The following is a 25,348-nucleotide window of genomic DNA, read 5'->3' on the forward strand; positions in this document are numbered from 1 at the left end:
ATAATTAATATTAAAAACTTAATAAACTTTTTCTAATTTGGTTTAATTAAAGTAAATTTTAAAAAGGAAAATATTACTAAAAATATTACGATATTTGTTGTAATTGTTCGAAAAATGGTAGTTTTTAGCTCTTTGTATCGAATAATATTTCTTTTGTTAGATTATTTCGAGAATTATAATCGATAACAGAGAATAGATTTAGTATTTTTGAATTTAAATAAAAAATTAAAGGATATTAAATTGTTATTCTACTATACTAGTCTTTCGATATTGAAGTTAGACGTACTCAACAAGGAGGAATATGCTTTGAAAAACTGGAAAAAACCATTAATGACAGTAGCAGCGGCAAGTTCTTTATTATTAGTTAATGCACCAACCTTTAAAGTAGCTGCACAAGTAAATAAGGAAGTAGCCCAAGGGACAGGGGCTGCTGTACTAGACGGAACTAACTATTTTGGAGACATGGATCCTAATACTACTTTATCAATCGATTTTGTTTTGAAACTTCAAAACAAAGATGCGTTAGAAAAATATATAAAAGAAACAGTTACACCATATTCTCCTCATTATCGTAAATATTTAAGTGTTGATGAATTCAAAGCTAAATATGCACCAAATCCAGCTTATGTCCATTCCGTAACGTCTTACCTGCAATCATATGGTATTAAAGCTGATGTACATGCAAATAATTTAACAATTACAGCAACAGGAACAGTAGTTCAATTAAACAAAGCATTAAATGTAGAATTAGAAAATGCTAGTTATAAAGGAAAAAAAATTCACTCTACTAAAAAGAAGCCAACTTTACCAAAAGTAATTTCAGATAATATTTTATGTATTTTAGGTTTAAATAATTATTCAAATTTAGAATCAAGAGCTGTTAAACAACCAACAATTATTGATAAGAAGGATGTACCAACTGGTCCTCTTAGTTTAACACCACAGGATTTACAAAGTCATTACAATGTTAATCCACTTTATAAAAAGGGCGCAGATGGTGCTGGCCAAACAATCGGTATTGTAACCTTAGCAGAATTTAATACAGATGATGCTTATAAATTCTGGGATAATATGGGGATTCAAACAAAGCCTAACCGTATTAAAGTAACTGAAGTAGATGGCGGTTCTGGATGGGATGGCTATGAAGAAACTACTTTAGATGTTCAGCAATCAGGTGCAATTGCTCCTAATGCAAATATGAATGTGTATGTAGGTCCAAACTCAGATACTGGATTTGTAGATGCATTTTCAAATGCAATTAATGATAATGTAGCAAAACAAATTTCAGTAAGTTGGGGTTCAAGTGAATTGAGTATTGATTCATACGTACAGCAACAAATGGAAGCACCAGAGTACGAAGATACATTTAATCAACTATTTATGCAAGCAGCAGCACAAGGTATTTCGATGTTTGCAGCAGCTGGTGATGCAGGTGCTTATGATGAAACTAGAGGTACAGATAAAGTATTTAAACTGACAGCTGATTTCCCAGCAGCAAGTCCTTACATCACTGTAGCAGGTGGTACGACATTACCTTTCCAATTCCACTCTAGCTCAACAGGTGTTGATGTTAAAGTAGGTGAAGAACGTGCTTGGGGATGGGATTATTTACATGATTATTACAAAGCTAGAAAACTACCAGATGCTAACTTAGTGAATGGTGGTGGTGGAGGTTTCAGTACTCATTTTGAAACTCCAGACTATCAAAAAGGAGTTAGTGGAGTTAACAGTTTTACTGCAGTAGATGAGTTTACTATTTCACCAGATTTATCAAATGTCACATACAAACAACCTACTGTTATTTCTGGACAAGGTACAGGCCGTAACCTTCCAGATTTATCAATGGCTGCAGATCCATACACTGGATATTATGTGTATTTAAGTGATCCAGGTAAACCAGGTTCAAATTCTGGATATGCTGTATTTGGCGGAACTAGTTTCGTATCACCTCAACTGAATGGTTTATCGGCGCTAATTAATAGTGCAGATCACACTCAAGTTGGTTTCTGGAATCCGCAAATTTACCGCTTCGCACAACAAAGCTCATCGCCTTTCACACCATTAAACAAATCAGGTGCTGAAAACGATAATCTATTCTATTCTGGTACACCAGGCACGCTTTATAACCAAGCTACAGGACTTGGAATACCTGATGTAGCAAAATTAGCTGATAAATTTGGTACTTCAGATAAATAAATTAAAAAAAGAAAAAGTCGCATATTATTGCGACTTTTTTTGAGTATTGAAATATAAAATGGTCAATAGGGAAAATAGAGATTATCTGAACATTTATTTAATGATGAAATTATCATTTTTTTGGATGATCTATTAATGGTTTTAAATGTTAATATGTTTGAGAAATTCATGTTCCAATAGTCACTAGTAATGAATTTTTTCGGTAGTTAAAAATATTATGAGCTATATTTTAGAAAAACAAATTAGTTGATTAGTTTAATTAATGTTCGATATTAATTGACCTACAAGCAGATTAGTATACAACAGTTAGGATACTCTAAGTAAAGGCTATTTGATAAGGTTTTATTGCAGTTTGTATTTTGATGAATAAGTTGATTGGAACGAAAGGGGTGCTCGACTCCTATAGGATAAGCGGGAAGGCTGAGACCCCGCAGGCTTGCCGAGGAGGCTCAGGTCCCGCCCCATGGAAAGCGAGCATCCTGTAGTGGAAGTCAACATCATTCGACTCCTTTTACGAAAATTTGGTAATTTAATCGACAAGGTTGTTTTTCTTCACGCTGTTTATTTTTTAGACTAGCTTATGAATAGATAATAACTAAATAAAATAAAGTTTCATCACTAAAACCGTTCCTATTGCTCCAAAAACAACGAAAATGATATGTAATCTAAGTAATGATAAGATAATTGCAACTAATCCACCAATCAGTCCGACACTCATATTTCCTTTTTGAACACTTAATATTCCTGGGAAAATTAATGCACCCAATGCAGCATATGGAACGCCTTTTAACCAAGAGGATACCCAGTTTGGAAATTGAATCCGATCAATAATAAATACTGGAATAATACGGGGAATCATAGTCACTAAGCACATTCCTATAACAAGTAAAAAGACAATCATTCTTTGTGATCTCCTTTCATTAATACAATTGCAAGTAAACTAGCAAGAATAGAAGACAAAATTAATGACCAGCCTTGACTTAAAAAAGAAGAAAGGATGAAATTTAGAAGCATACTCACTAATACGATTAAACACGCTCTCCAATTTGTACGAATGGCTGGGGTTAGTAACCCGATAAACATAGCGTATAAAGATATTCCCATGCTTTCACTAATAATCTTTGGAATAAGTTTAGAAAAAACAACCCCTAAAATAGTACCGCTTATCCATGTACAATAAGCAATTGTATGTAATGTAATCAAATAAGTGGATGAATAACCTGCTGAATTGCTTTTTTTACCTAAAGTAGTAACAGCAAAATTTTCATCTGTTAGTGTGATAGATAAGTAGACTCTATGCCAAAATGGTAGAGTTTTAAATTGATGATTAAATGATAGACTCATAACAAAGTTTCTAAAATTTAAAATAAATGTAGCAATATAGATCTGGAAAAAACTAACTCCTGCCAAATACATGGATAATCCCATAAACTGACTAGCTCCAGCATATACAAGCGCACTAAATGAAAGAGTATTTAGTACATCAATGTCAGCTTGCTTTGCAATTAATCCGAATGTAAAAGCAACTGGTAAATAGCCAATAATTAAAGGAACAGACGCTAAAAATCCGTCCTTCATTTCCTTACTACGATTCGCTTTTGTGTGTGTAGTTTTTGATTGTTGCAAAACAGTAGACATGTTAAGTTATAAACTCCCTTCAAATAAAATATCCTTTAGTAAAATTAGAACTTTGAGATGGCAGCTTTTGAAAATCATTTCCTTTACCTTATATTTCCGTATACATGCTTATGTTTTGTTTGAAGAATGGTTGGCCATCAAAGAGTGTCATATGATTATACTATAAAAATGAGAAAATTTTCATAATAGTATAAATATAATTTGTTTTATATTTAAGAACTTTTATGAATTTTAAAAATAAAGTGCATTTGAAGTTAAAAAGAGGAGTTTTTTGAAATGCTATAAAAAATTTTTGACTTATTCATGAAATTTATAAATTATAGGTAATACTTTCCAATAATAAATGATAAGGATTAATAATAAAAACATACTTGGCCATATTTTTTTAAACATTTTTTCACCTTATTAATAATTTAGTTTATTAACAAGTGTGCCGAAACTTAAGTGAAAATATTCCATTTTAATCACTATTCTACAATTTTTGGTAATTAATGAATTATTAGAGGTTCTTAAAATATGTGTACGATACGGTCTATTAACTACTTTTAATACTAAATAAAAAGCAATTCTGTTATAATGTTAACTAGAATGTAAAGATGGGAAGGGATGTAAGTTAATGGGGGATTTAAATATTGGTATTGCATTTGGAGCGGGATTTCTCTCCTTTATTTCTCCATGTTGTCTACCGATTTATCCAGCGTTTTTATCGTATATTACAGGGGTATCTTTAAGTGATTTACAAAATGAAAAAAGAATACATAAAAGTAAAATCTTACTACATACTTTGTTCTTTTTATTAGGTTTTACAATTATTTTTATTGTTTTAGGTTTTAGCACTTCCATAATTGGCTCTTTTTTTATGCGTTATCAAGACTTTATTCGTCAAGTTGGTGCGATTTTAATTGTATTTTTAGGATTAGTCGTAACGGGTATATTTCAGCCGAAGTTTTTAATGAATGATCGTAGATTTCAATTTTCAAAACGTCCTTCAGGATTTTTAGGTTCTACTTTAATTGGATTAGCATTTGCGGCAGGTTGGACACCTTGTACTGGACCAATTCTAACTTCAGTATTTGCCCTTGCAGTTAGTAATCCAGGTTCAAGTTTATTCTATATGTTAGCATACACATTTGGATTTTCTATTCCATTTTTTGTTTTATCCTTTTATTTAGGCTCGCTAGGTTGGATTAAAAAGTATTCACATAAAATCGTCGTTTTTGGTGGATATCTCATGATCATAATGGGAATCATGTTATATTTTGATTGGTTAACTAAAATTACAATTTATTTTACTAGATTTTTTGGTGGATTTACTGGATTTTAAACATTATTTTTCCAATGTAAAAAAATGCAGGATTTGAAGTAATTGGATTTGCAATCGATGTGGTAGAAGCAGTATTATATAATAATTAAAGAACAAAGGTTGCAAAGATTAAGTGCTTTTTATTCACAAAACAGTATTAATAAGTATCAGCATATAAGTATTATTATTCTTTAAGAATGAGAAAAAGGTAGTGAAAAAAATGAGTAAAGATATGAGTATAATTTTTAGCACAGTTTTAGCAACTTGTATGGCTTTAGGTGTAATTGTCGTTAGACTAAAAGCTGCTAAAAAGCCAACAAACTTAAAAAAAATAATTTTACCTCCATTTTTTATGAGTAGTGGAGCTTTAATGTACTTAGTACCTGAGTTTAGATTAACTGGTTCTGAAGTATTAGAAGCTGTTTGTATGGGAGTATTCTTTTCGTTATTTTTAATTAAAACGTCTAAATTTGAAATTGTAGATAATGAAATTTATTTAAAAAGATCAAAAGCATTTGTCTTTATCTTACTTGGTTTATTAGTAGTTCGAATCGTGATGAAGTTATATTTAAGTTCATCAATCGATGTAGGCCAATTAAGTGGTATGTTCTTCTTATTAGCATTTTCAATGATTGTTCCTTGGCGCTTAGCAATGTACAAATCATATCAAAAAATGAGAAGACAGCTTCCATCAAATACAATTATTACATGAAAAAACGTGTACCTTATCGGTACACGTTTTTATTTTGCAAGTAAATGCTTATAATCAGTAAAATCAATTTCTTTTTTCTTCAATGTTTTAACTAAAAATGCATGATCACGTTTAGGGGTTGCTTTAATATAACCTTCAATAATTAAACCTTGTGTAATTTGCGGAGCGTTAGCTATTAGAGCTAACTCACCAATTTTTCCTGCTATTTTATCTCGAGCTATATCTCTAAATAAAGTTGGAACAGGTTTTACTAATTCTTCAAGTAATTCTTTCTGTTCAGTTGACCATAAATGTCTTGTTTGTTGTAAATATTCTTCCTGCCAATCTAAAATCGATTTCCCATCCTCTTTAGGTAATCTTTTTAAAAACTTTCTGAACATAAAGTATCCGCCGATTGACATCATTCCTAACAAGAAAATTGTCCATAAGACAATCATAATTTGAGAAAAGAACGAAAACATATGTATCCTCCTTGTATTAGGTAAACATACCACTATTATAGTAAGAAAATATGACAAGTATCAAGCAAGTACATATGTTTTTTGTCAAAAAATGACCATTTATTTTTAAGTACTAGTTTCATTTTAAGTATTTGAATCATATAGTAGAAAAAATAAAGAAAAAAGTCGTAGAGGAGGCGAAAGAATGTGAAACAAACTAAATTCTCTTCTCACTTTACTTTTCTGAGTGTTTTATTTTATTTGGCCGCAAGCTCAATATTCCTAGTCATTCTGTACAAGTTAATATCAATGCTAGTAGGAAATGGAAATGAAATTAAGACTTATTTGCAAATCGCTGTAGTCGTTATTGTTTTAAGTATTACAGCTTTCCGCCTAATTCGAAGTGATATTGTCTTAATCCAGGATGAAATTATTATTCATAAAGGCATTCTAACAGTTAAACTGAAGGTCAATGATATTACAGAAATAAAGCAACTAGTCGAAGTTTTTGGAAAAAATAAAGAAATAATAACCTTATTAATTCATATTAACGAGTCAGTACAACCAATTATGTTAACCCTCGAAAATCCAAAAGCCTTTATAAGTGAACTTTTAAATTTAAATTCTGACATAATATTTGATGAAGAATTGATTATTTTAGTAAATAAAAATAATTAATAAATGAAAGCCAAGTTTATTTAAATGTAGACTTGGCTTTTTGTTTTGTAAAATAGTGAAGTCTTTATTGAGTGAAACCCGATTTAATAACATATTTAGACTATGATTATAAAAAAAGTTTATGTAAGTCGAGATTTCATGCTTCCTGTAGATCATATAGGAGACGATAAACATTCAGATGAAAAAAGCGACATTCTTTATTCTCAAGTTTAGATTGGTTGTGCTTTTGGTGATTTGGTATTTGTTCATTTAAGGAACACCTTGGATTTGATGTAGGATAACCTTTTAATGAATCCAAACAGTATGGTGTTTTTTACACATTTTTTTGGGAAAACGAAAGAGTAAAATCACATCAAATATGCGGCTATTTTTAATGTGATATAAGTCAGATTATTTGCATAATAATAGTATCTAAAGTAGTTTTTCTACTGAAAACATTGCTATATCAGCCTGAATGTATAGCTAATCCCCACCTTTTGAATAAACATAATAAAGGAGGAGTGTTATGCTTAAATCAAAAAAAGGCATCATTTTTTTAGCTGTGTTAATACTTTTTGCACTATGCTTTTTCATAAGAACTTCTTTTCAAAAGAATGGAAATAATGAAAAAAATATTGTAAAAAGTATTCAATCAATTAAAGGTAATGAAAGTAAAGATACAATTGAAATTCTAAAAATTTTTGATTCTAATAATGGCAATGACCGAACCGTTGCATTCCTATATAATAATTCTCCAGGATATATACATTTCTTTAAAAATAAAGATGGAAACTATAAAATGACATATAGTGAAAGTCGTACAAATGCTTCTCATGCGTTGTTTTTTATTAAATTAGGAAAAGTCATGAAAATGGATCACGTACTTATCGTTACAAACGTAGATACAACTGTTACAACAATGAAATTAACAGTTATTGGTGAATCAACAAAAGAATTTGTATTTAACTTACATCCAAAATCTGCCTCATTAATTAAATTAGAAAATATGCCTAAGCCCCTAAATGGCCATGATTTTAGGTTTGAATATGAGTATTTTGAAAAAGATGGTAAGCAGGTTAAATAAGATAACTTATCGATTTAACGCATGCAATAGTTGAAGAACCTTTAATCTGCTTCGGTAGCTTTTTTTTTCGAGGAAATGGCAGGATAGTTGCATAGGAAACAAATGATTATATGTTATATTAATTAATAAAACTCCATCTGGGGGAGAACTTTTGGCTAAGAAATATAGATACATAACGATTGGATTAAAAATAATTTTATTACCTGTTCTAATTTGGTTTTCATACCATATTTATATGACATTCTTCGCAGCACCTACTTTAAGCTATATTCCAAAAGGTAAATTAATCGAACAAATTAAGTCTCCAAATCAAGATTATACTTTAAAAGCGTACGTATCGAGCGGAGGAGCAACAACAGACTATGCTATTAGGGGAGAATTAATCTTTAACAAAAAAGATATTAAACCTAAAAACATTTATTGGAATTATCATGAAGAGAAAGCAAATATAAAATGGATAAAGAATAACACTGTGATAATAAATGGTCATAAACTAATTGTTCCAAATCAAACTTACGATTTTCGTAATGAGTAAAACACGATTGAACGAAAGCATACAACACTTGAAGTTCGCGAGCCGCTAAAATGCGGTGCAAAGAATGATTCAATCGAATCATTAAGAATAACCAATATATACTTATTAAACTTAAAAGTGAACCAAATCTAAAGGAATCATTCATTTATGCATGCAGAGATTCCTTTCAACAATCATTACTAGATAACAAACTTATACCATATATATAATTGCAGATGTAGGAAATATAGAAGATGTATAAGAAGTTGTAGATGTAGGGGATGCCTTATTAAAAGCAGGAGGATTAGCCATTAAAATTGAATCTTCTGGTGTTGCTTATACAAAAAAGGAGTGGAACGAACTTAATTCGAATAATGAGATATTTCCTCTCTATTCACATTTTGTCACTCTAATTGGAGGAGAGGAGTGTTATTTCTCATGTGGTATGAAGGCATTTTGTCTGCCAGACGTTGTAACTCCGTCTACAATTGACCCTATAGAAGCAGCTGACATTTTAAATAATTTTAATTTCTATAATATAATTGAGAACCCAACTTTTAATAATGGTGAAAAATTTAGTATCAGCGAAGATGGCCATGTATTAAAGATAACTGCAATTAATGATGATAGATATGATCAAGAGGATTTGTATTTTAACCCATTTGGATTGCTAGAATTAAAACAAATATAAAAAATATTTAACGTATTTCTTATGCAACTAATTCAGTGCAATTGTTCCTTTAGAGTTCCTAAAAGTTGTTTACTTTGACTGCCTTTTTTTAACTTCTAATTGCAATATCTTAATTTACTAATGAACATTAATAAGTATTTAAAACTTTAATTAAGAATAATTTTCAATTACAAGTGTTATGAATAGTTAGGTTACTTTAGTTTATGTTACAATGATGTACAGTACATAATTGTAGGGGGAATATAGCACTAATGAGTAAAAAGAAAAAATCTAATGGTAATCAAACGTTTGCTATTTCTGTATTTGTTGGAATAGTTGTTTTAGTTGGAGCATTATTTTTAGTTTCAAAATTGCAAGATAAAAAGACTGAAGAAGTTTATCCAGCAATTGCAGGAGTAAATCAAGTAAAAGTTGATGGGTTTGACACGAAGGATCAACCAACCTTTAGCAATAAAAATGCAAAAGTTGAAGTAGTTGAATTTGGAGATTATAAATGTCCAATTTGTGCTCAATGGAATAAAGTAGTTTTTCCCCAACTTAAAGCCGATTATATTGATAATGGTTTAATCAATTTTTCATTTATTAACTATCCGTTTATTTCGAAAGATTCAAATTTAGCTGCACTTGCATCAGAAGTAGTTTATAAAACTCATAAAGATTCATTTTGGAAGTTTCAAGAGCAAATCTATTTAAAACAAGAAGATGAAACAACTACTTGGGCTACACCTGATAAACTTGCAAGTATTGCGAAATCTGTTATTCCGAATTTAGATGAAAAACAATTTAAAAAAGATTTATACAAAAAAGATGCAATGAAACAAGTTGCAAACGACGTTGCAATTGCAAACCATTATGGTGTTAACGGAACACCTACAATATTTGTAAATGGTAAAGCAGTGGACAACCCTAGCTTAGAATCAATTAAAGCAGCTATTGACGCTGAAATAAACAAATAATTAAGAAAGGTATGCGGAATTATCGCATACCTTTTTTGTATAGCAAAATTACATTTTTTTCTTTACACGTGCATCTGCTTGAGCTGAACGCTCTTGAGCCTCTATATCCTCATGATCTGCTAATTCCGCTGAATACTCAACATCGAGTCCATCAGGCTTTACATTCTTATTAAAATTAGAATTGAAAGTACTTTGCTTATTCTTCAAATTAAACCCTCCATTATAACTAACTAATTTAAATTACATGTCGTGGCTACTATGTTTTTTCTGTCTTGTATGATTTTGGTTCTTTACTTTATGAGAACCGCTTAATGGTTTTGGTTGTCCACTTTCATGATCAATTGGGCTATTTCTTTTTGATGATTTGTTTGTCATTCTTGTCACCTTCCTTTAAGAATAGCTTTAGTCGTAAGCGAAAAAATATGCCGAAAAGAAATATTTACTAATTTATAATTGAAAGCGTTTTAATCATTTTTTTCTAATAATTTTCGATAACCATTTTCCATATATATAAATAAATTAATGAAAGGGAGGTATTTCTAATGATTTAATTCATCTAATATTAAAACCAAAAATTGAATGTTGAGAAAATTATTTTTCATAATAAAAAACGACAAACAACAATTAAATCTAAGAAATTAATAGAGTAAAAGTTAATTTTTTTTAGTTTGTCTGACTCTTTTGATGTATGAAACAAGTAATTTGACCAATACTAGTAATAGTCAAAATGAAAGAGGAGACTGATACTGATTATGCAAGTACTAACAGTTTGTCTTATATATTCGGGTGTGATCTTACTCTATCTCTTGTTCAAGAAAGTTCAATATAATAAGAGACAAAAAAATGTGATTAATTTTTTCCTATACTATAATCGTAGAAAAAGCAATGTTAATAGAGATACGAAAAGAACAGGAGATATTATTTATTTAATGCCTCAATCGTCATTGAACAAAGGTATTTTACGAAAGCGAAAAGATGATTTTGAGTAATGATCAAAAAATATTAAAAAGTAGCAAGCAATTCTTATAAATTGCTTGCTATTTTTTTTATTGTCTTTTTTTCGTCTTTTTATTGTTTAACTTATAATCTGCTGAAAGTGGCTCTTGTGCAGTTTCTTCATTAAAACCAGCAGCTTTTCCTTGCTCGATTGAAGCTGACATTCCGCTACCAGAATTATTTTTACGTCTAGACATGATATTCCTCCTTAAATAAGGCCATTTTCGTAAACATATTTTTGGAATAGGTTTGAAAATTGCCTTTTATAATCGATATTCTTTCCTATATTTTTTATAGTACCCTAAAAATTTATTTGGTAATTAATGTGAGACGTAATGATAAATTGTTCAATGTCAGCACCTTATAATAGGTGTTTTTTTATGTGTGTCGTTGCTGGAATTGACGAGATTGAACAAGAAATAAAAAACTAACAGGATTAAAGACATGTCCAGGAGAAAAAAACGATATCTTTTAGACTATTTATTCAAACCGTATTTCAATTTTGTGAATATATTGGCTTATGTGTATGTTTGATTGTTTATTAAAAGCAAGCGAAGTTATTTTACGGGATAAGTCTTCCTAAGTAGGTTGGCTTTTTAAATTTATTTAAAAGGGGAAATCATAAATGACAAATCCAACTTATCACGAAAGAAATTTATCAAATATAAATAAGTTAGCTCCAAATACAAAGCAAGCAGCATTAAAATGGTACAATTATTGTATAAAAAATAATATCGATGTTTTAATTTACGAAACGACTCGAACAAGAGAACGACAAGAAGAACTAGTTGATAATGGCAAGTCCCAAACTAGAAAGTCATATCATATTCTAGGTCAAGCATTAGACTTTGTTCCGATTGTAAATGGTAAAGAAGGGTGGAACTCATACAATTCTGAACCGTTTAAATCGGCTATTAATTATGCAAAATCCATTGGCTTCACATGGGGTGGGGACTGGAGTAGCTTTGTAGATGAGCCACATTTACAATTTGAATACAAAGGATATGGTACTGATAAAGCATTGGAAGCTAAACCACCTGCATATCCAGGAACGATCATAAAATCAGGTTCAAAAGGAAATAGTGTTAAATTAGTTCAAAAAGAATTAGGAATTACAGCAGACGGTATATTCGGTCCTATTACGGATCGGGCGGTAAGGAATTTTCAAAAGAAAAATGGCCTGACCGTAGATGGAAAAGTTGGCCCAAAAACTTGGGCAAAATTATTTGTTTAAGAAAAGGTAAAATCTTATTACTAAATTTAGTAAAATAACATTCAAAATTTCAAATTGTAAAAATAAAATCTAGTTCAAACCCTGTATAAGTATTGTACAGGGTTTGTTTTAATATGCGACTAATCAAATCATATTGGCATAACGTTACATATAGCTTACATTACGAAAAAGGCAGTCTTTAACGAATGGAGTATAAAAAAATATAAGATTGTAAAAATTCAAATCCTCCAATATGATGTTTATTGGACAAATACTTATTATTGGTGCTTGAAGCATTTCAGGAGGATACAGATGAAAAGATTTATCGAAATAGACATCGCAAGGGGGATCACTATATTTCTGGTAGTAATGGGACATACGGCTATTCCAATCTGGTTAAATAACATATTAAGAGACTTTAGAATGCCATTGTTTTTTTTAGTATCAGGGTATCTTTTTAGTAGTCAGAAGTACTTAAATGATACGCGTCTATTATGGATCAACAAATTTTATGCTTTACTTGTACCTTATTTTACAGTAGGGATATTATCTTATTTTTACTGGTTAATTTTAAAAATTGCAGATCCTTTAGGAACTGAATTTATATGGTATAAGCCTCTTGTTGGCATTTTATATGGAAATGGAACTAATGGATGGTTAAGCTTAAATGTACCGTTATGGTTTTTAGTTTGTTTATTTTGTGTTCAATTACTCTATTGTTACTCACAAAAAATAATTGGTGATTTTAATGTTTACACCCAAATAGGTTTTTACTTAATTATTGGATTTATTGGCTATGGTATAAGTCGTTTTGTTTTTTTACCATGGGGTTTAGATATCGCTTTAGTAGCTCTTCTTTTCATGTATTTAGGGAATAAATTTAAGGAATATCAGTTATTAAATAAAATAAAACCAATTGGAATTGTATCAATTTTATCTTTAATAATATTCGGAATTGGTACTTATATCAACGATGCAGATATGAACAATAGGATTTATAATAACTTTTTTATATTTTATACAGCAGGCATTTCCGGAAGCATTGTAACATTATCGTTTGCAAAATTGTTGTCAAAAATGAAATTACCGACAAAGTTTTTTACTTTTTTAGGTAGAGAATCCTTAATAATTTTAATTTTCCATGTTGGATTTGCTATCGCAACATTAAAATTTATAGATAAACTTTATGTTGTAGGAACGATACATTGGTCCATATACTTTGCATTTGGATTAATAATCCCTATCTCACTATCGTTTTTCATTAAAAAGATCCCAATTTTAAACAGATTACTAAATGGGAAAGGTAAGCCAGTCGTTACAGAAAATACAATCAGTCAATTAAAGGTGTCATAATAAAGAGTGTAAGTTGAAGCTAAATTTGCATTATAAATAAGCCCTGTGTCCATTTCGGATACAGGGTATTTTTGTAATATAAATCATAATTTAGATTCTAAATGGTAAAAATAAACATGCATTAAAAAAGAATATAGAGGAAGTAAGTATTATGAAGGTACTGTAATGAATCGTAAATTGAAAGTAAGTGGTTTTCAATTATTATGTATGATTTTTATGTTTATTAATGGTACATCGCCACCAATTGAAATCTATTCTTTAGCCAAGCAAGATGCATGGATGAGTTTATTAATAGGACTTACTATGGGGTGTCTATTATTTTTTGTATATATAAAGTTATATTCATTTTTTCCTGATGTACCATTTACAAAATATATACAAAATATTTTAGGGAAATATGTTGGAAAATTGTTAGCACTAATCTATATAATATATTTTATTTATATAGGTGCACGAGTTTTGCGTAATTTTGAGGAGTTAATGGTTATTACTCTTTATAATGCTTCATCACGTATTTCGATTGGAATATTAATGATGATTGTAGTCATATATGCAAGTCATAAAGGAATTGAAACATTTGCACGTGCAAATGAATTTATTTTTTTATTTATAATGTTCATTACTTTTATAATTATTGGATTAGAAATTATTTCTGGCTTAATCAATATTAATAATCTAAGACCTGTATTAGAAAGTGGATGGAAACCGGTGTTAAAGGCAACTCCGATATTAGTTTCAAATCCTTTTGGTGAGATATTTACCTTTACAATGATTTTGCCATATTTAAATAAACAAAAGAAAGTAGTAAAAGTAGGAATAGCATCCTATCTATTTTCTGGGCTTATATTGACTTTATCTTCAATGTTAAATACTTCCATAATGGGCGTTTCTGACATAGAAAGAAGCATATATCCACTTCTTACAGCTGTTAGTTATATTAGTATTGCTGATTTTGTTCAAAGATTGGATACCTTTATTATAGTAGTTTCGGTATGTAATTATTTCGTGAAGATTACTATTTATTTCTATTGTGCGGTGTCAGGAACAGCAGATTTATTTGGCATTAAGGAAAGTAAGCAATTAGTTTATCCTACTTCCGTTATTATGTTAGTTTGTTCAATGTGGATGACAACGAATTATCTTGCATTACGTAATGAAGCAAGTGATGTTGTCCCCTTTTTACTACAGATCCCTCTTCAAATTATTATCCCAATATGTTTATTACTAATAGTGCTAATAAAAAGGAAACTAAAATACCCAGCCTTATAAAGAAATTCTCTGGATTTTGTAGTGCATCCCAAAAGAAAAAATAGCTAGGAGACTACATTTTTGTGGTCTTTTTCTTTTGCTCAAAATCAATATGGATAGACCTCGGACATTAAGCACTAAAGCAATTAAAAGCGATGTCTGGTAATACTCACTTCAAATTGATGAATCAATTGAAAATTTTAGATCCCGATGACATTGAAATTTACATGTATTGCGGACTAATGAGTTATGCAACGAGTATGGGTAAAGAATTAACACTAGAAAAATTTGAAGATATTCTGGATTAGGCTGCTAACTAGAAAAACAATATTATAAAATTAATACTTTCCTACAAGTGATTTTATTTTAATCTGCAAACGATTTAATGAAAAATTTTGCATAAGGATAAAATATTCTTTTTAATTTATTGGGTGTATTCAGAGTGAAATATCAAGAAGGTGTTATAATAAATATATAAATATAAGACTCCTAGACAGATTTAGGAGTCTTTATATTGGTTCACACATTTTGAAGTCTCACGTTAACAAAAATCACATTATGTTCACATCTTGTTCACGAACTTTTAAAAACTCAATTAAAATCTATGGATTTAAATGATGATATAATTGAGTTGAAGATTATTAAATGAACTAATTGTTTTAAAGGTCATAAGTAATACTTATTGCAAATGATAAGTTACTTCTTATTTACTTATGATATACATTGTAATAATATATTATTGTAAGGTATTGAAAAGTTTGGATATAAAATATATTCAGACATTTTTTGCTTAATAGGGGGAAGAACAAATGGGGAAAAATGACGTTTTCCAATCTCGTTCGACATTTACTGCGAACGATAAAACTTATCATTATTATCGCTTAAAAGCAATTGAGGAAGCTGGAGTAGCTAAAATCGGTAAATTACCTTATTCGATTAAAGTGTTACTAGAGTCAGTTCTTCGTCAAGTAGATGGAAGAGTAATTACAAAAGATCATGTTGAAAATTTAGCAAAATGGGGAACAAACGAGCTAAAAGATGTAGATGTTCCGTTTAAACCTTCTCGTGTTATTTTACAAGACTTCACAGGTGTTCCAGCTGTAGTTGACTTAGCTTCATTACGTAAGGCAATGGCTGATATGGGTGGAGACCCTGAAGTAATTAATCCAGAAATTCCAGTAGATCTAGTAATTGACCACTCTGTAATGGTTGATAAAGCTGGTTCAGTGGATGCATTAGATTTCAATATGGATTTAGAATTTTCTCGTAACGAAGAGCGTTACCAATTCTTAAGCTGGGCTCAAAAAGCATTTAATAACTATCGTGCAGTTCCACCAGCAACTGGTATCGTACACCAAGTTAACTTAGAATACTTAGCAAATGTAATACATGCAATTGCAAATGAAGATGGTGAAGTTGTTGCATTCCCTGATACATTAGTGGGTACTGACTCACACACTACTATGATTAATGGTATTGGTGTATTAGGTTGGGGTGTAGGTGGTATTGAAGCTGAAGCAGGTATGCTTGGTCAACCATCATATTTCCCAGTTCCAGAAGTTATCGGTGTTAAATTAATCGGTGCTTTACCAAGTGGAACAACTGCAACTGATGTAGCGTTAAAAGTTACTGAAGTTTTACGTAAAAAAGGTGTAGTAAATAAATTTGTTGAGTTCTTTGGACCAGGTTTACAAAGCATGCCTTTAGCAGACCGTGCTACAATTGCAAACATGGCTCCTGAATACGGTGCAACATGTGGATTCTTCCCAGTTGATGCTGAGGCACTTAACTACTTACGTTTAACAGGTCGTTCTGAAGAGCAAATTCAATTAGTTGAAGCTTATTGCAAAGCTAATGATTTATTCTATACAGCTGACTTAGAAGATCCTACATTTACTGATTTAGTAGAAATCAATCTTTCAGAAATTGAATCAAATCTTTCTGGTCCAAAACGTCCACAAGATTTAATCCCATTATCTGAAATGAAAAAAGCATTCCAAGCAGCAGTTTCTGCTCCAATGGGTAATGCAGGATTCGGTTTAACTGATGAAACATTAAATAAAGAAGTAAACGTTAAATTTGAAAACGGTACTGAAACAACTTTTAAAACTGGTGCAGTAGCAATCGCAGCAATCACAAGTTGTACAAATACTTCAAACCCATACGTTATGTTAGGTGCTGGTTTAGTAGCTAAAAAAGCTGTTGAAAAAGGTTTAACAGTACCTGCTTATGTAAAAACTTCATTAGCTCCAGGATCTAAAGTTGTTAGTGGATATTTACAAGAAGCTGGATTAATTCCTTTCTTAAATCAATTAGGATTTAACATCGTTGGTTATGGATGTACTACATGTATCGGTAACTCAGGTCCATTAGCACCTGAAATGGAAACAGCAATTGCTGAAAATGATATGTTAGTAACTTCTGTACTTTCTGGTAACCGTAACTTCGAAGGACGTATTCATCCTCAAGTTAAAGGTAACTACTTAGCATCACCACCATTAGTAGTTGCTTACGCGTTAGCAGGTAATGTAAATATCGACTTCTCAGTTGAGCCAATCGGTCAAGATAAAGATGGAAACGATGTATTCTTAAAAGATATTTGGCCAACATCTGCAGAAGTTCAAGAAGTAGTTGCATCTACAGTTACTCCTGAATTATTCAAAAAAGAATACGAAAGAGTATTTGAAGATAACAAACGTTGGAACGAAATTCAAACAACTGATGATTCATTATACAAATGGGATAGCGAATCAACTTATATTGCAAATCCTCCATTCTTTGAAGGATTATCAAAAGAGCCAGGCGTAGTTAAACCATTAGCTGGTTTAAAAATCGTTGGTAAATTCGGTGATTCAGTAACAACTGACCACATTTCACCAGCTGGTTCAATTGGTAAAACAACTCCTGCAGGACTTTACCTACAAAGTAAAGGTGTTAAACCTGTAGACTTCAACTCATACGGTTCTCGTCGTGGTAACCACGATGTAATGATGCGTGGTACATTTGCTAATATCCGTATCCGTAACCAAATCGCTCCAGGTACAGAAGGTGGATACACTACTTACTGGCCAACTGGCGAAGTAATGTCAATTTATGATGCAGCAATGCGTTATAAAGAAGATGGTACTGGATTAATGATTTTAGCTGGAAATGACTACGGTATGGGAAGTTCTCGTGACTGGGCTGCTAAAGGAACAAATCTTTTAGGTATAAAAACAGTTCTTGCTGAAAGCTTCGAACGTATTCACAGAAGTAACTTAGTATTAATGGGTGTTTTACCTCTTCAATTTAAAGATGGTGAAAATGCTGAAACATTTGGATTAAATGGTAAAGAAGTATTTGCTGTTAATGTAGATGAGAATGTTAAACCACGTGATCTTGTAAAAGTAACTGCAACAAAAGAAGACGGTACAACTGTTGAATTTGAAGTAGTTGCTCGTTTCGACAGCGAAGTTGAAATTGACTACTACCGTCATGGTGGTATCTTACAAATGGTATTACGTGATAAATTAAATAATTCTAAAGTAACTCATTAATTTGTATGGAAAACACGGTCTTTTTGGACCGTGTTTTTTTATTTTGGGTAAGTGGAAATTGATTAAAGTCTTTGAATCGCTATTAAAAAGATGGCATCGCAATTAAAAACGTTGAATCGCAATTAAAAGATGGCATCACAAATAAAAATCAGAAACCGCAATTAAATCTGTAGAATCGCAAATAAAAACCAGAAACAGCAATTAAATCTGTAGAATCCCAAATAAAAACCAAAAATCACAATTAAAAACTGCTTATCAGTAATTAAACAAACAGAAACGATCAACCCTATACAAAAATGTACTAAATGGATAAAAAAATTACGAATTAATAGAGCATTCATGTAAAAAATATAATAAAAGTGGATCTATATAAGATAATTCGAATCGAAAAAAGTATATATAAGGTACTCACAAGAGATATTGTCTAAGAACATAGGCGAGCTTGTTCCACTTTTGTATTTATTATGGTTAAATAGAGATAGTTCATTAAAAGGGTGATTTGTATGAAAAAAGTAATTCCTGTGCTGATACTTTTAGTTGCGTTGGGATATTCAATTTTTCAATTATATGAGAAAAAAGAAGAAGAGAAAAAAGTCAGTAATAATAATGATGCCTATATTGCTTCAATTCAAAAATTAGGTGTTCAAGTTGGACAGCAGGCACCTGATATACAATTGATGACTTTAGATGAAAAGAAGGTTAATTTATCTTCATTTAAAGGTAAGAAAGTAATCTTAAACTTTTGGGCTACTTGGTGCCCTCCTTGTCAGGATGAGATACCAGCTTTAGAGAAATTCCATCAAGAGCATAAGGATATTGAAATGATCGGTGTTGCAGATTATATTGGTGAGAAAAAGGATTTAAGTTTTATCAAGAACTTTGTTAATAAAAATAGTATGAATTATAGAATTTTAATTGATGAAAACGGTGATAATTTTCGTAAATATGGTGTGATTTCAATACCAACTACATACTTTATTAACCCGAATGGAGAAGTAGTTTTTAAGCAAATTGGGCCATTAACTGCAAAACAATTAAATGCATTTTTAAAATAAGAAAAAATTTACTAAAATGTAAGAAAACTCTTTTTTTTGGCAATACTAACAACATAAAAAGAAGAGGTGATTGTTTTGAGAAAGAAAAGACATAAATCGTTTCAAGAATTAATTCTTGAAAATAAAAATTCACTATTAAATGATGAAGAAGCTTTGAATAAAATATATGATCGACTAGAAGAACGTTTAGAAAGAAAAGCTAAAGCGGAGTAAATTAGTCATTTTCGAAAATTGAATTTTATTTATAGACAATGAGAAGGGAATTATTTCCTTCTTTTAGTTTGTAGACAAAATACTAAAAGCTTGATTTTCTGACTGATTGTAAGCGTTTGTCTTTCGAGGCACGAAGCCGAGTGAGGAGCGGAACCCTAGACGGTAATGAGCACCGCATACAGGCAAAGTAACGAAGAAAGCGAGCGTTTGGCGGGCAGTCTGAGAGAAGGAATTATTTCCTTCTTTTTTTGTTGTCAAAATCGGTCATTTTTTAATTTCCTTTTACATATTTACAGCAACAAAACTCATACTATCGCTAGGGGGCGATAAAATGGGAAATCCAAAAAAACATCCTAAAGATTTTGTACCAAATCATATAGGTACTCAAAACAAAGCAGCTGGTGGGAATAAGGGTAAACAAATGCAGTATAAAGATCCTACTGGCAAACAACCAATTGTAGATAACGGGTAAAGTCCAAAACAGAAAAACAAATTTTGAATTGGAGTGATTTATGATGGAATATACAAATACACCGAAGCCAGATGATCGTAGTGATAATGCAAGTAAAATCCAAAATAATATAAACAATACGAAGGAAAATATGAAAGAAGCAGAAGCTTCAATGAAATTCGGAAATGACGAGCAACGTCAAAATGCAATAGCAAAAAATCAACGTCGTGAAGAATCTATCGCAGCATTGGAAAGTGAACTAAGAGACGAACAAGCATTTAATAATACAAATGACTAATTAAAAAAATAAGCTAGGTATTTAGAGTTAACCTCATAAATACCTAGCTTTTCTTTATGCTCTCTTAACTATATTAAAATTAGCTTCAAGGAGCTCCCAATTCTGAATAAATGGTAATCCTAATTTCCAATATGATATACCTCGTATATTCTCTTCTTTTATTAAGTTAAACTTAGCTTGAATTGATCTTGCATCTTCGAACCAAACTTCATGTTTTTGACCGTTTGATTCTGTATATCGGAAATGAGGTGCTCTAGCTTTGTTATCGAAAAGAATTTCGTTTGTCATTTGAATTGCTAAGTTTGTAGCAGCTTCAGCACTTAATGCTTTAGCCATAGTACCTTGTTTAAATGGAACTTTCCAATCAAATCCATATAAATTTTGGCCCATTACAATTTTTGGTACAGGAATTACCGTCTTTGCATAGTTGATTACTTTACGAACTTGATCAATCGGTGATACGGCCATTGGTGGCCCGCCTTGCCAACCCCAATCATATGTCATGATTACAACGAAGTCCACAACTTTACCTATGTTAGCATAATCATGCGCTTCGTAAAATCTACCTTTTTGGTGTGAACTTGTTTTTGGTATTAAAGTAGCACTCAATATGAATCCTTGTGGTAGCCTTGATTTTACTTTATTTAAAAAATTAATATAAGCTACACGATCAGTTGAAGCAACGTCTTCAAAGTCTATATTTACTTCTCTAAATCCGTATTTATTAGCAGTAGTTATAATTGTATTTATCAGTTTATCTTGAACTGCTGGACTTTGTAATATATCAGTTGCTAGTGATGTTGAAAACTGTCCATTTTCAAGATTAGAGACAACCATCATATAGATACAGCGATTATCCTTTGCGATTTGAGGAATGTTTCCAAGCGGCGGTTCTGATAATGTACCATCTCTTTTTGCATCAAAGCTAAAATGTGCTAAATACGTTAAATACTTAGCTTCTGTTCGAGCTGATTCTTCAAGTGCTGGTTTTATTGGGTTTGAAGTAGGTTGTAAATAACCAATTGATTCGATATTTCTTTTTTTCCGTGGTGGAAGATGCAGCTTTTGGCCGACATTTAATGAAGCATATGGACTAATTCCACTTAAAGTTGCAATTTGACTTGATGTTACACCATAGGTTAAAGCAAGATCATATAAATTATCACCGGGTTGAACAAAATATTCGTTTCCTGTAGTTGGTACAACAAGCGATTGACCTTTTATTATTTTATAAGGAGCTACAAGAGCATTTGAATTAATGAGTGCTTGGCGTTCAACTCCATAAAAATCTGCAATACTCATTACTGTTTCTCCACTTTTTACAACATGAATTTGCATCAAGTTTATCTCCTTCCATTAAACGTAGATATTCGTCTCTATTAAATATATGCCAAAGAGTTTGGATTAGAAGAGAATAGGTGGAAAAGCAAATTGATTTTGAAAATAAAAAACCTAGCTTTCAGACTGTTGACAAACGCTCGCTTTCTTCGTTGCTTCGTCTGCCTGCGGTGCTCATTACCGTCAAAGGTAACTCCGCTCCTCATCAGTCTTCGCGCCTCGAAAGACAAGCGCTCGCAATCAGTCTGAAAATCAAGTTTTTGGGATTTCGTATACAAACCGAAACCTAGCCAAAAGCTAGGTTTTTAGGAGAAATATTTATTTTTTTGATTCTTTATCACTATTTGGATCAAGTGGGAATTGAATGATATTTGAGTTGCTGCCTGAGACAGTAGGGAGTTTTCCATCCCATTTTTCTGCTTTTTTGTATTCAATTAATTCATTGGTTAATGTTTTTTGGATTACTTGGTTCGCTTTTGCTTGACCTTGTGCTCGGATAAGTTGTGAATCGGCATCAGCCTTTGCTTCTACTTTTTTCTTTTCTGCCTCTATTTTAGCCGTTTCAAGTTCAATTTTTTTACGATCATTTTCTTGGGCAGCCTGAACACGTGCATCAATTGCATCCTGTGTTTTTGCGTCTGGTTTAGGCGTTCCTAGTGTTAAATTTTCAACAAAGAAACCAAGTACTTTTACATCGTCTTTATAGATTGTTTCTATATCAGCTGAGGCATTACTTGATTTCTCGCCGTATAATTGTAAAACTGTGTATTTTGATACGGCTATTCGGGCTGCATCTTGTAAACGTTTCTTTAAATATGTATCCTCAATTTCTTCGATTGACACAGGTCCAAACTCGTTAAACATTGATACTACTTTAGAAGGATCAATTTTATATGTATATGATAAATCCATTTCAATCCTTTTACCGTCTGAAGTAGCTAATGCAACGTCTTTATATTCTACAGTACGAAGTCGGACTGGATATTCAGTAACTTTATCGAATAAACCTACAAAATTCCAACCTTGTGATAAGGTATTTTTCTGAATACCTCCATTTGGTGAATAGACAACCCCTACATAACCAGGTGTAATTTTTTCAATAAATAAAGTTGGAATTGCTACAATTAAGATCAGTGCAATACCCGCAATGATTCCTCCAATTAGTTTACGGCTAAAAAATGATTTCCTTTTTTCATTTGGACGAATTTCCATTATGTTTGTCCCCCTTATCTTTTAAAATATTTTTTACTTTAGCTGATTTCTCACCAATTTTTTCAAATGTAGGAGAAAGAAGAAGCCATACCCCGAATAAAAAAAGAAGGATGATTAAGATTGAGCCCACTAGAACCTTCAAGAAGATCGACCTCCAAATTTCTATTGTTAGAAAATTATTAATTTATTATAAGAAAATTATAACATTTAGGATAAGTTAAAAAATAGAACAATTATTAATTTTTTGGTAAAGTATTCTGTAGAAGAATAAGAGGTGAATATATGTTAATTTCAGAAAAATTAGTTGAAGTAAGATATGCAGAAACAGATGCAATGGGTGTTGTTTACCATGCAAACTACTTAGTATGGTTTGAAATTGGACGAACTCAATTAATAAAAGATTTGGGCTTTAATTATGCAGAAATGGAATCACAAGGTGTTATTTCTCCAGTGATTGATTTGAATGTTTCATACAAGAAAAGTCTACGATATGGACAGTCTGCTAAAGTAAAAACAAAAATAAAATCACTTACACCACTTAAAGTGATCTATGAATATGAAATCGTTAATGAAGAAGGCGATATTTGCTGTATAGGAAATTCAACTCATGTCCTTGTTCATAAAGAAACTTTTAGACCGATTAAATTTAAGAAAATGTTCCCTGACTGGTATGAAGCATACGAGAAGGCGATGGGACAGGAATAAGCGATAGAAGAAGCAAAAACAGCATGAATGAAAAAAAGATTAGAGACGAAAAGAACATTAATCTTCAATCTCTAATCTTGCTTTTAAAATTTTACTTTTGGTTCTGTTTTTTCTTTAATTCTTTTTATATTTGGACGATGTTTATATACGACAAAGATTGTAAGTACAATCAAAATATAAGTTATTATATACCCATTGTCTTTAATTAGTCCTGTGTATTCCATTATAAAAGCTAAAATTGTACCTATAAAAGCTGTTAACATTGACGAAAGTGAAACGTACTTTGTTGTTTTTAAACTAATTGCGAAGATAATAATTAAGCAGATAAAAAGTAGTGGCGATGCATATAACAAGATCCCTGCAGAGGTTGCTACCGCTTTACCACCTCTAAAACCGGCAAATATTGGGTACATATGACCAACAACAGCAACTAGGCCGATAATTAAAGGGTGAATTCCATGATAATGGAATAATACAGGTAGAGAAGCTGCTAGTGTTCCTTTTAAAATATCTCCAAGCGTTACAATAATGCCTGCTTTTTTACCTAATGTGCGGAATGTATTTGTCGCACCAAGATTTCCACTACCGTGTTGACGAATATCTACTCCGTAAAATATTTTTCCAACTACTAAACCGAATGGTACAGATCCGATTAAATAGGCTAGTACAATAATGACCAAACTCATTTTCTAGCTCCTTTTCAAACAATAATAAATTAGTGCAGTATCATATGATTTTATCACAATTTTAAGCGAATATATAGATAGTTGCTTTAGAATATTAATTCAAATGAGGAAATAAAGGACATTTTATTTTAGGAAAAATTACTTATATATACCAATGTTAACGGAAGGAAAAAAATATGAACCCGACAGTTTTAATCATTGAAGATGAAAAAAGATTAAGAGAAATCGTAAAAGAGTATTTCGAAAACGATCAATTTACAGTGATCGAAGCAGAAGATGGAGAACAGGGCATAAAAAAATTTAACGAAAATCAAGTAGATTTAATTATTTTAGATTTAATGCTACCGAAATTAGATGGATGGGAAGTTTGTAAGTTAATTAGGGAGCAATCAAGTATTCCTATCATCATGATCACTGCTCGCTCAGAAGAAGAAGATCAATTACTTGGGTTTGATCTTGGTACAGATGAATATGTGACAAAGCCATTTAGTCCTAAAATTCTAGTAGCAAAAGCAAAGAGTGTACTAAGAAGAACAGCTGATCTAAAAGAAGAAGATAAAGATTCTAAAACGATTTGTGGAATTATGATCAATACGTCATCAAGGACAGCTTCAATTAATAATGAAATATTACAACTTACGAATAAAGAGTTCGAATTATTATGTTATTTAATTGATAATAAAGGCATCGTTTTATCAAGAGATCAATTATTGAATAATATTTGGGGCTTTGATTATTTTGGTGATGGAAGAACAGTTGATACACATATAAAAAAACTTAGACATAAATTGGGAGACAAAGCAAAGCATATAGCAACAGTTATTAGAGTTGGCTATAAGTTTGAGGAGTAAGA

General features: G+C 31.2%; 29 protein-coding genes and 1 pseudogene. 20 read left to right on the plus strand and 10 right to left on the minus strand.

Features of this window, described 5'->3' with window-relative positions; translation table 11 throughout:
• Window positions 1-306: 306 nt before the first annotated feature.
• The gene (locus tag ACFWM3_RS10785) at window positions 307-2,196 is read left to right on the plus strand and encodes a S53 family peptidase (protein ID WP_390311331.1); all 1,890 of its coding nucleotides are present in this window, start codon (window positions 307-309) and stop codon (window positions 2,194-2,196) included.
• 595 nt (window positions 2,197-2,791) lie between these two features.
• On the opposite strand, the gene ACFWM3_RS10790 is transcribed toward ACFWM3_RS10785, so the two are convergent.
• Window positions 2,792-3,097: an AzlD domain-containing protein gene (locus ACFWM3_RS10790; RefSeq protein ID WP_390311332.1), complete on the minus strand. Its 306-nt coding sequence runs from the start codon at window positions 3,095-3,097 to the stop codon at window positions 2,792-2,794.
• Complete coding sequence (locus tag ACFWM3_RS10795; RefSeq protein WP_056476735.1) at window positions 3,094-3,834, minus strand: AzlC family ABC transporter permease; 741 nt, start codon at window positions 3,832-3,834, stop codon at window positions 3,094-3,096. The genes ACFWM3_RS10790 and ACFWM3_RS10795 overlap by 4 nt, the downstream gene beginning before the upstream one ends.
• A 616-nt stretch (window positions 3,835-4,450) precedes the next feature.
• Here ACFWM3_RS10795 and ACFWM3_RS10800 point away from each other — a divergent pair.
• On the plus strand, window positions 4,451-5,158 hold the full coding sequence (locus ACFWM3_RS10800) for a cytochrome c biogenesis CcdA family protein (protein ID WP_056476738.1): 708 nt from the start codon (window positions 4,451-4,453) through the stop codon (window positions 5,156-5,158).
• 211 nt (window positions 5,159-5,369) lie between these two features.
• The gene (locus ACFWM3_RS10805) at window positions 5,370-5,849 is read left to right on the plus strand and encodes a CcdC family protein (protein WP_056477344.1); all 480 of its coding nucleotides are present in this window, start codon (window positions 5,370-5,372) and stop codon (window positions 5,847-5,849) included.
• Between the two features lie 29 nt (window positions 5,850-5,878).
• Here the strand turns inward: ACFWM3_RS10805 and ACFWM3_RS10810 are convergent, their stop codons facing one another.
• A complete protein-coding gene (locus ACFWM3_RS10810; RefSeq protein WP_056476741.1) occupies window positions 5,879-6,310 on the minus strand; it encodes a DUF2621 family protein in 432 nt (143 codons plus the stop codon).
• A 186-nt stretch (window positions 6,311-6,496) separates the two neighbouring features.
• On the opposite strand from ACFWM3_RS10810, the gene ACFWM3_RS10815 reads away from it, so the two are divergent.
• The 5 genes from ACFWM3_RS10815 (at window position 6,497) to ACFWM3_RS10835 (ending at window position 10,191) form a co-directional block, all read left to right on the plus strand.
• Entirely contained in the window at window positions 6,497-6,967 is a 471-nt protein-coding gene (locus tag ACFWM3_RS10815) for a hypothetical protein (protein ID WP_056476744.1), read from the plus strand.
• A 505-nt stretch (window positions 6,968-7,472) separates the two neighbouring features.
• On the plus strand, window positions 7,473-8,030 hold the full coding sequence (locus tag ACFWM3_RS10820) for a hypothetical protein (RefSeq protein WP_390311333.1): 558 nt from the start codon (window positions 7,473-7,475) through the stop codon (window positions 8,028-8,030).
• A 151-nt stretch (window positions 8,031-8,181) separates the two neighbouring features.
• Entirely contained in the window at window positions 8,182-8,565 is a 384-nt protein-coding gene (locus ACFWM3_RS10825) for a DUF5412 family protein (protein ID WP_390311334.1), read from the plus strand.
• Between the two features lie 424 nt (window positions 8,566-8,989).
• On the plus strand, window positions 8,990-9,235 hold the full coding sequence (locus tag ACFWM3_RS10830) for a DUF4261 domain-containing protein (protein ID WP_390311335.1): 246 nt from the start codon (window positions 8,990-8,992) through the stop codon (window positions 9,233-9,235).
• 251 nt (window positions 9,236-9,486) lie between these two features.
• On the plus strand, window positions 9,487-10,191 hold the full coding sequence (locus ACFWM3_RS10835; protein ID WP_056476749.1) for a DsbA family protein: 705 nt from the start codon (window positions 9,487-9,489) through the stop codon (window positions 10,189-10,191).
• Between the two features lie 48 nt (window positions 10,192-10,239).
• Here ACFWM3_RS10835 and ACFWM3_RS10840 read toward each other — a convergent pair whose 3' ends face one another.
• The 3 genes from ACFWM3_RS10840 to sspO all read right to left on the minus strand — a co-directional run bounded on the left by ACFWM3_RS10840 (window position 10,240) and on the right by sspO (window position 11,384).
• A complete protein-coding gene (locus ACFWM3_RS10840) occupies window positions 10,240-10,398 on the minus strand; it encodes a YfhD family protein (RefSeq protein WP_082459648.1) in 159 nt (52 codons plus the stop codon).
• 33 nt (window positions 10,399-10,431) lie between these two features.
• Window positions 10,432-10,566, minus strand: a complete 135-nt coding sequence (locus ACFWM3_RS10845) for a small acid-soluble spore protein P (protein WP_082459649.1) — start codon at window positions 10,564-10,566, stop codon at window positions 10,432-10,434.
• 671 nt (window positions 10,567-11,237) lie between these two features.
• A complete protein-coding gene (gene sspO / locus ACFWM3_RS10850) occupies window positions 11,238-11,384 on the minus strand; it encodes a small acid-soluble spore protein O (protein WP_069032362.1) in 147 nt (48 codons plus the stop codon).
• 428 nt (window positions 11,385-11,812) lie between these two features.
• Between sspO and ACFWM3_RS10855 the strand changes: the two are divergent.
• The 9 genes and pseudogenes from ACFWM3_RS10855 to tlp form a co-directional block, all read left to right on the plus strand.
• A pseudogene (locus ACFWM3_RS10855) lies at window positions 11,813-12,202 on the plus strand (M15 family metallopeptidase); the annotation flags it as partial.
• 6 nt (window positions 12,203-12,208) lie between these two features.
• Entirely contained in the window at window positions 12,209-12,421 is a 213-nt protein-coding gene (locus tag ACFWM3_RS10860) for a peptidoglycan-binding domain-containing protein (protein ID WP_390311451.1), read from the plus strand.
• Window positions 12,422-12,712: 291 nt separating this feature from the next.
• Window positions 12,713-13,753, plus strand: coding sequence for an acyltransferase family protein (locus ACFWM3_RS10865; RefSeq protein ID WP_390311336.1), 1,041 nt, complete (start codon window positions 12,713-12,715; stop codon window positions 13,751-13,753).
• A gap of 165 nt (window positions 13,754-13,918) precedes the next feature.
• Entirely contained in the window at window positions 13,919-15,022 is a 1,104-nt protein-coding gene (locus ACFWM3_RS10870; RefSeq protein ID WP_390311337.1) for a GerAB/ArcD/ProY family transporter, read from the plus strand.
• Between the two features lie 788 nt (window positions 15,023-15,810).
• A complete protein-coding gene (gene acnA, locus ACFWM3_RS10875; RefSeq protein WP_390311338.1) occupies window positions 15,811-18,537 on the plus strand; it encodes an aconitate hydratase AcnA in 2,727 nt (908 codons plus the stop codon).
• Between the two features lie 503 nt (window positions 18,538-19,040).
• Window positions 19,041-19,592: a TlpA family protein disulfide reductase gene (locus ACFWM3_RS10880; RefSeq protein WP_390311339.1), complete on the plus strand. Its 552-nt coding sequence runs from the start codon at window positions 19,041-19,043 to the stop codon at window positions 19,590-19,592.
• 75 nt (window positions 19,593-19,667) lie between these two features.
• The gene (locus tag ACFWM3_RS10885; RefSeq protein ID WP_082459651.1) at window positions 19,668-19,805 is read left to right on the plus strand and encodes an FbpB family small basic protein; all 138 of its coding nucleotides are present in this window, start codon (window positions 19,668-19,670) and stop codon (window positions 19,803-19,805) included.
• Between the two features lie 331 nt (window positions 19,806-20,136).
• Window positions 20,137-20,277: an acid-soluble spore protein N gene (locus ACFWM3_RS10890; protein WP_056476763.1), complete on the plus strand. Its 141-nt coding sequence runs from the start codon at window positions 20,137-20,139 to the stop codon at window positions 20,275-20,277.
• A 43-nt stretch (window positions 20,278-20,320) separates the two neighbouring features.
• Window positions 20,321-20,554 (plus strand): small acid-soluble spore protein Tlp, encoded by a 234-nt coding sequence (tlp, locus tag ACFWM3_RS10895; RefSeq protein WP_390311340.1) that lies wholly within the window; start codon window positions 20,321-20,323, stop codon window positions 20,552-20,554.
• A gap of 54 nt (window positions 20,555-20,608) precedes the next feature.
• Here the strand turns inward: tlp and ACFWM3_RS10900 are convergent, their stop codons facing one another.
• The gene (locus tag ACFWM3_RS10900) at window positions 20,609-21,895 is read right to left on the minus strand and encodes a glycosyl hydrolase family 18 protein (RefSeq protein ID WP_056476769.1); all 1,287 of its coding nucleotides are present in this window, start codon (window positions 21,893-21,895) and stop codon (window positions 20,609-20,611) included.
• A gap of 77 nt (window positions 21,896-21,972) precedes the next feature.
• Here ACFWM3_RS10900 and ACFWM3_RS10905 point away from each other — a divergent pair, with 77 nt between their 5' ends.
• On the plus strand, window positions 21,973-22,182 hold the full coding sequence (locus ACFWM3_RS10905) for a hypothetical protein (protein WP_056476770.1): 210 nt from the start codon (window positions 21,973-21,975) through the stop codon (window positions 22,180-22,182).
• Window positions 22,183-22,210: 28 nt separating this feature from the next.
• Here the strand turns inward: ACFWM3_RS10905 and ACFWM3_RS10910 are convergent, their stop codons facing one another.
• Both ACFWM3_RS10910 and ACFWM3_RS10915 read right to left on the minus strand, forming a co-directional pair.
• A complete protein-coding gene (locus ACFWM3_RS10910; protein WP_056476771.1) occupies window positions 22,211-23,104 on the minus strand; it encodes a prohibitin family protein in 894 nt (297 codons plus the stop codon).
• The gene (locus ACFWM3_RS10915) at window positions 23,085-23,246 is read right to left on the minus strand and encodes a hypothetical protein (protein ID WP_172795449.1); all 162 of its coding nucleotides are present in this window, start codon (window positions 23,244-23,246) and stop codon (window positions 23,085-23,087) included. The genes ACFWM3_RS10910 and ACFWM3_RS10915 overlap by 20 nt, the downstream gene beginning before the upstream one ends.
• 140 nt (window positions 23,247-23,386) lie before the next feature.
• Here ACFWM3_RS10915 and ACFWM3_RS10920 point away from each other — a divergent pair, with 140 nt between their 5' ends.
• Window positions 23,387-23,809, plus strand: coding sequence for an acyl-CoA thioesterase (locus tag ACFWM3_RS10920; protein WP_056476772.1), 423 nt, complete (start codon window positions 23,387-23,389; stop codon window positions 23,807-23,809).
• A gap of 83 nt (window positions 23,810-23,892) precedes the next feature.
• On the opposite strand, the gene plsY is transcribed toward ACFWM3_RS10920, so the two are convergent.
• Window positions 23,893-24,495: a glycerol-3-phosphate 1-O-acyltransferase PlsY gene (gene plsY / locus ACFWM3_RS10925; protein ID WP_056476774.1), complete on the minus strand. Its 603-nt coding sequence runs from the start codon at window positions 24,493-24,495 to the stop codon at window positions 23,893-23,895.
• A gap of 176 nt (window positions 24,496-24,671) precedes the next feature.
• Between plsY and ACFWM3_RS10930 the strand changes: the two genes are divergently transcribed.
• On the plus strand, window positions 24,672-25,346 hold the full coding sequence (locus ACFWM3_RS10930) for a response regulator transcription factor (RefSeq protein ID WP_390311341.1): 675 nt from the start codon (window positions 24,672-24,674) through the stop codon (window positions 25,344-25,346).
• Window positions 25,347-25,348 lie beyond the last annotated feature (2 nt).

It is taken from the genome of Gottfriedia sp. NPDC058432, from assembly GCF_042721555.1.
Classification (GTDB): Bacteria; Bacillota; Bacilli; order Bacillales; family Bacillaceae_G; genus Gottfriedia.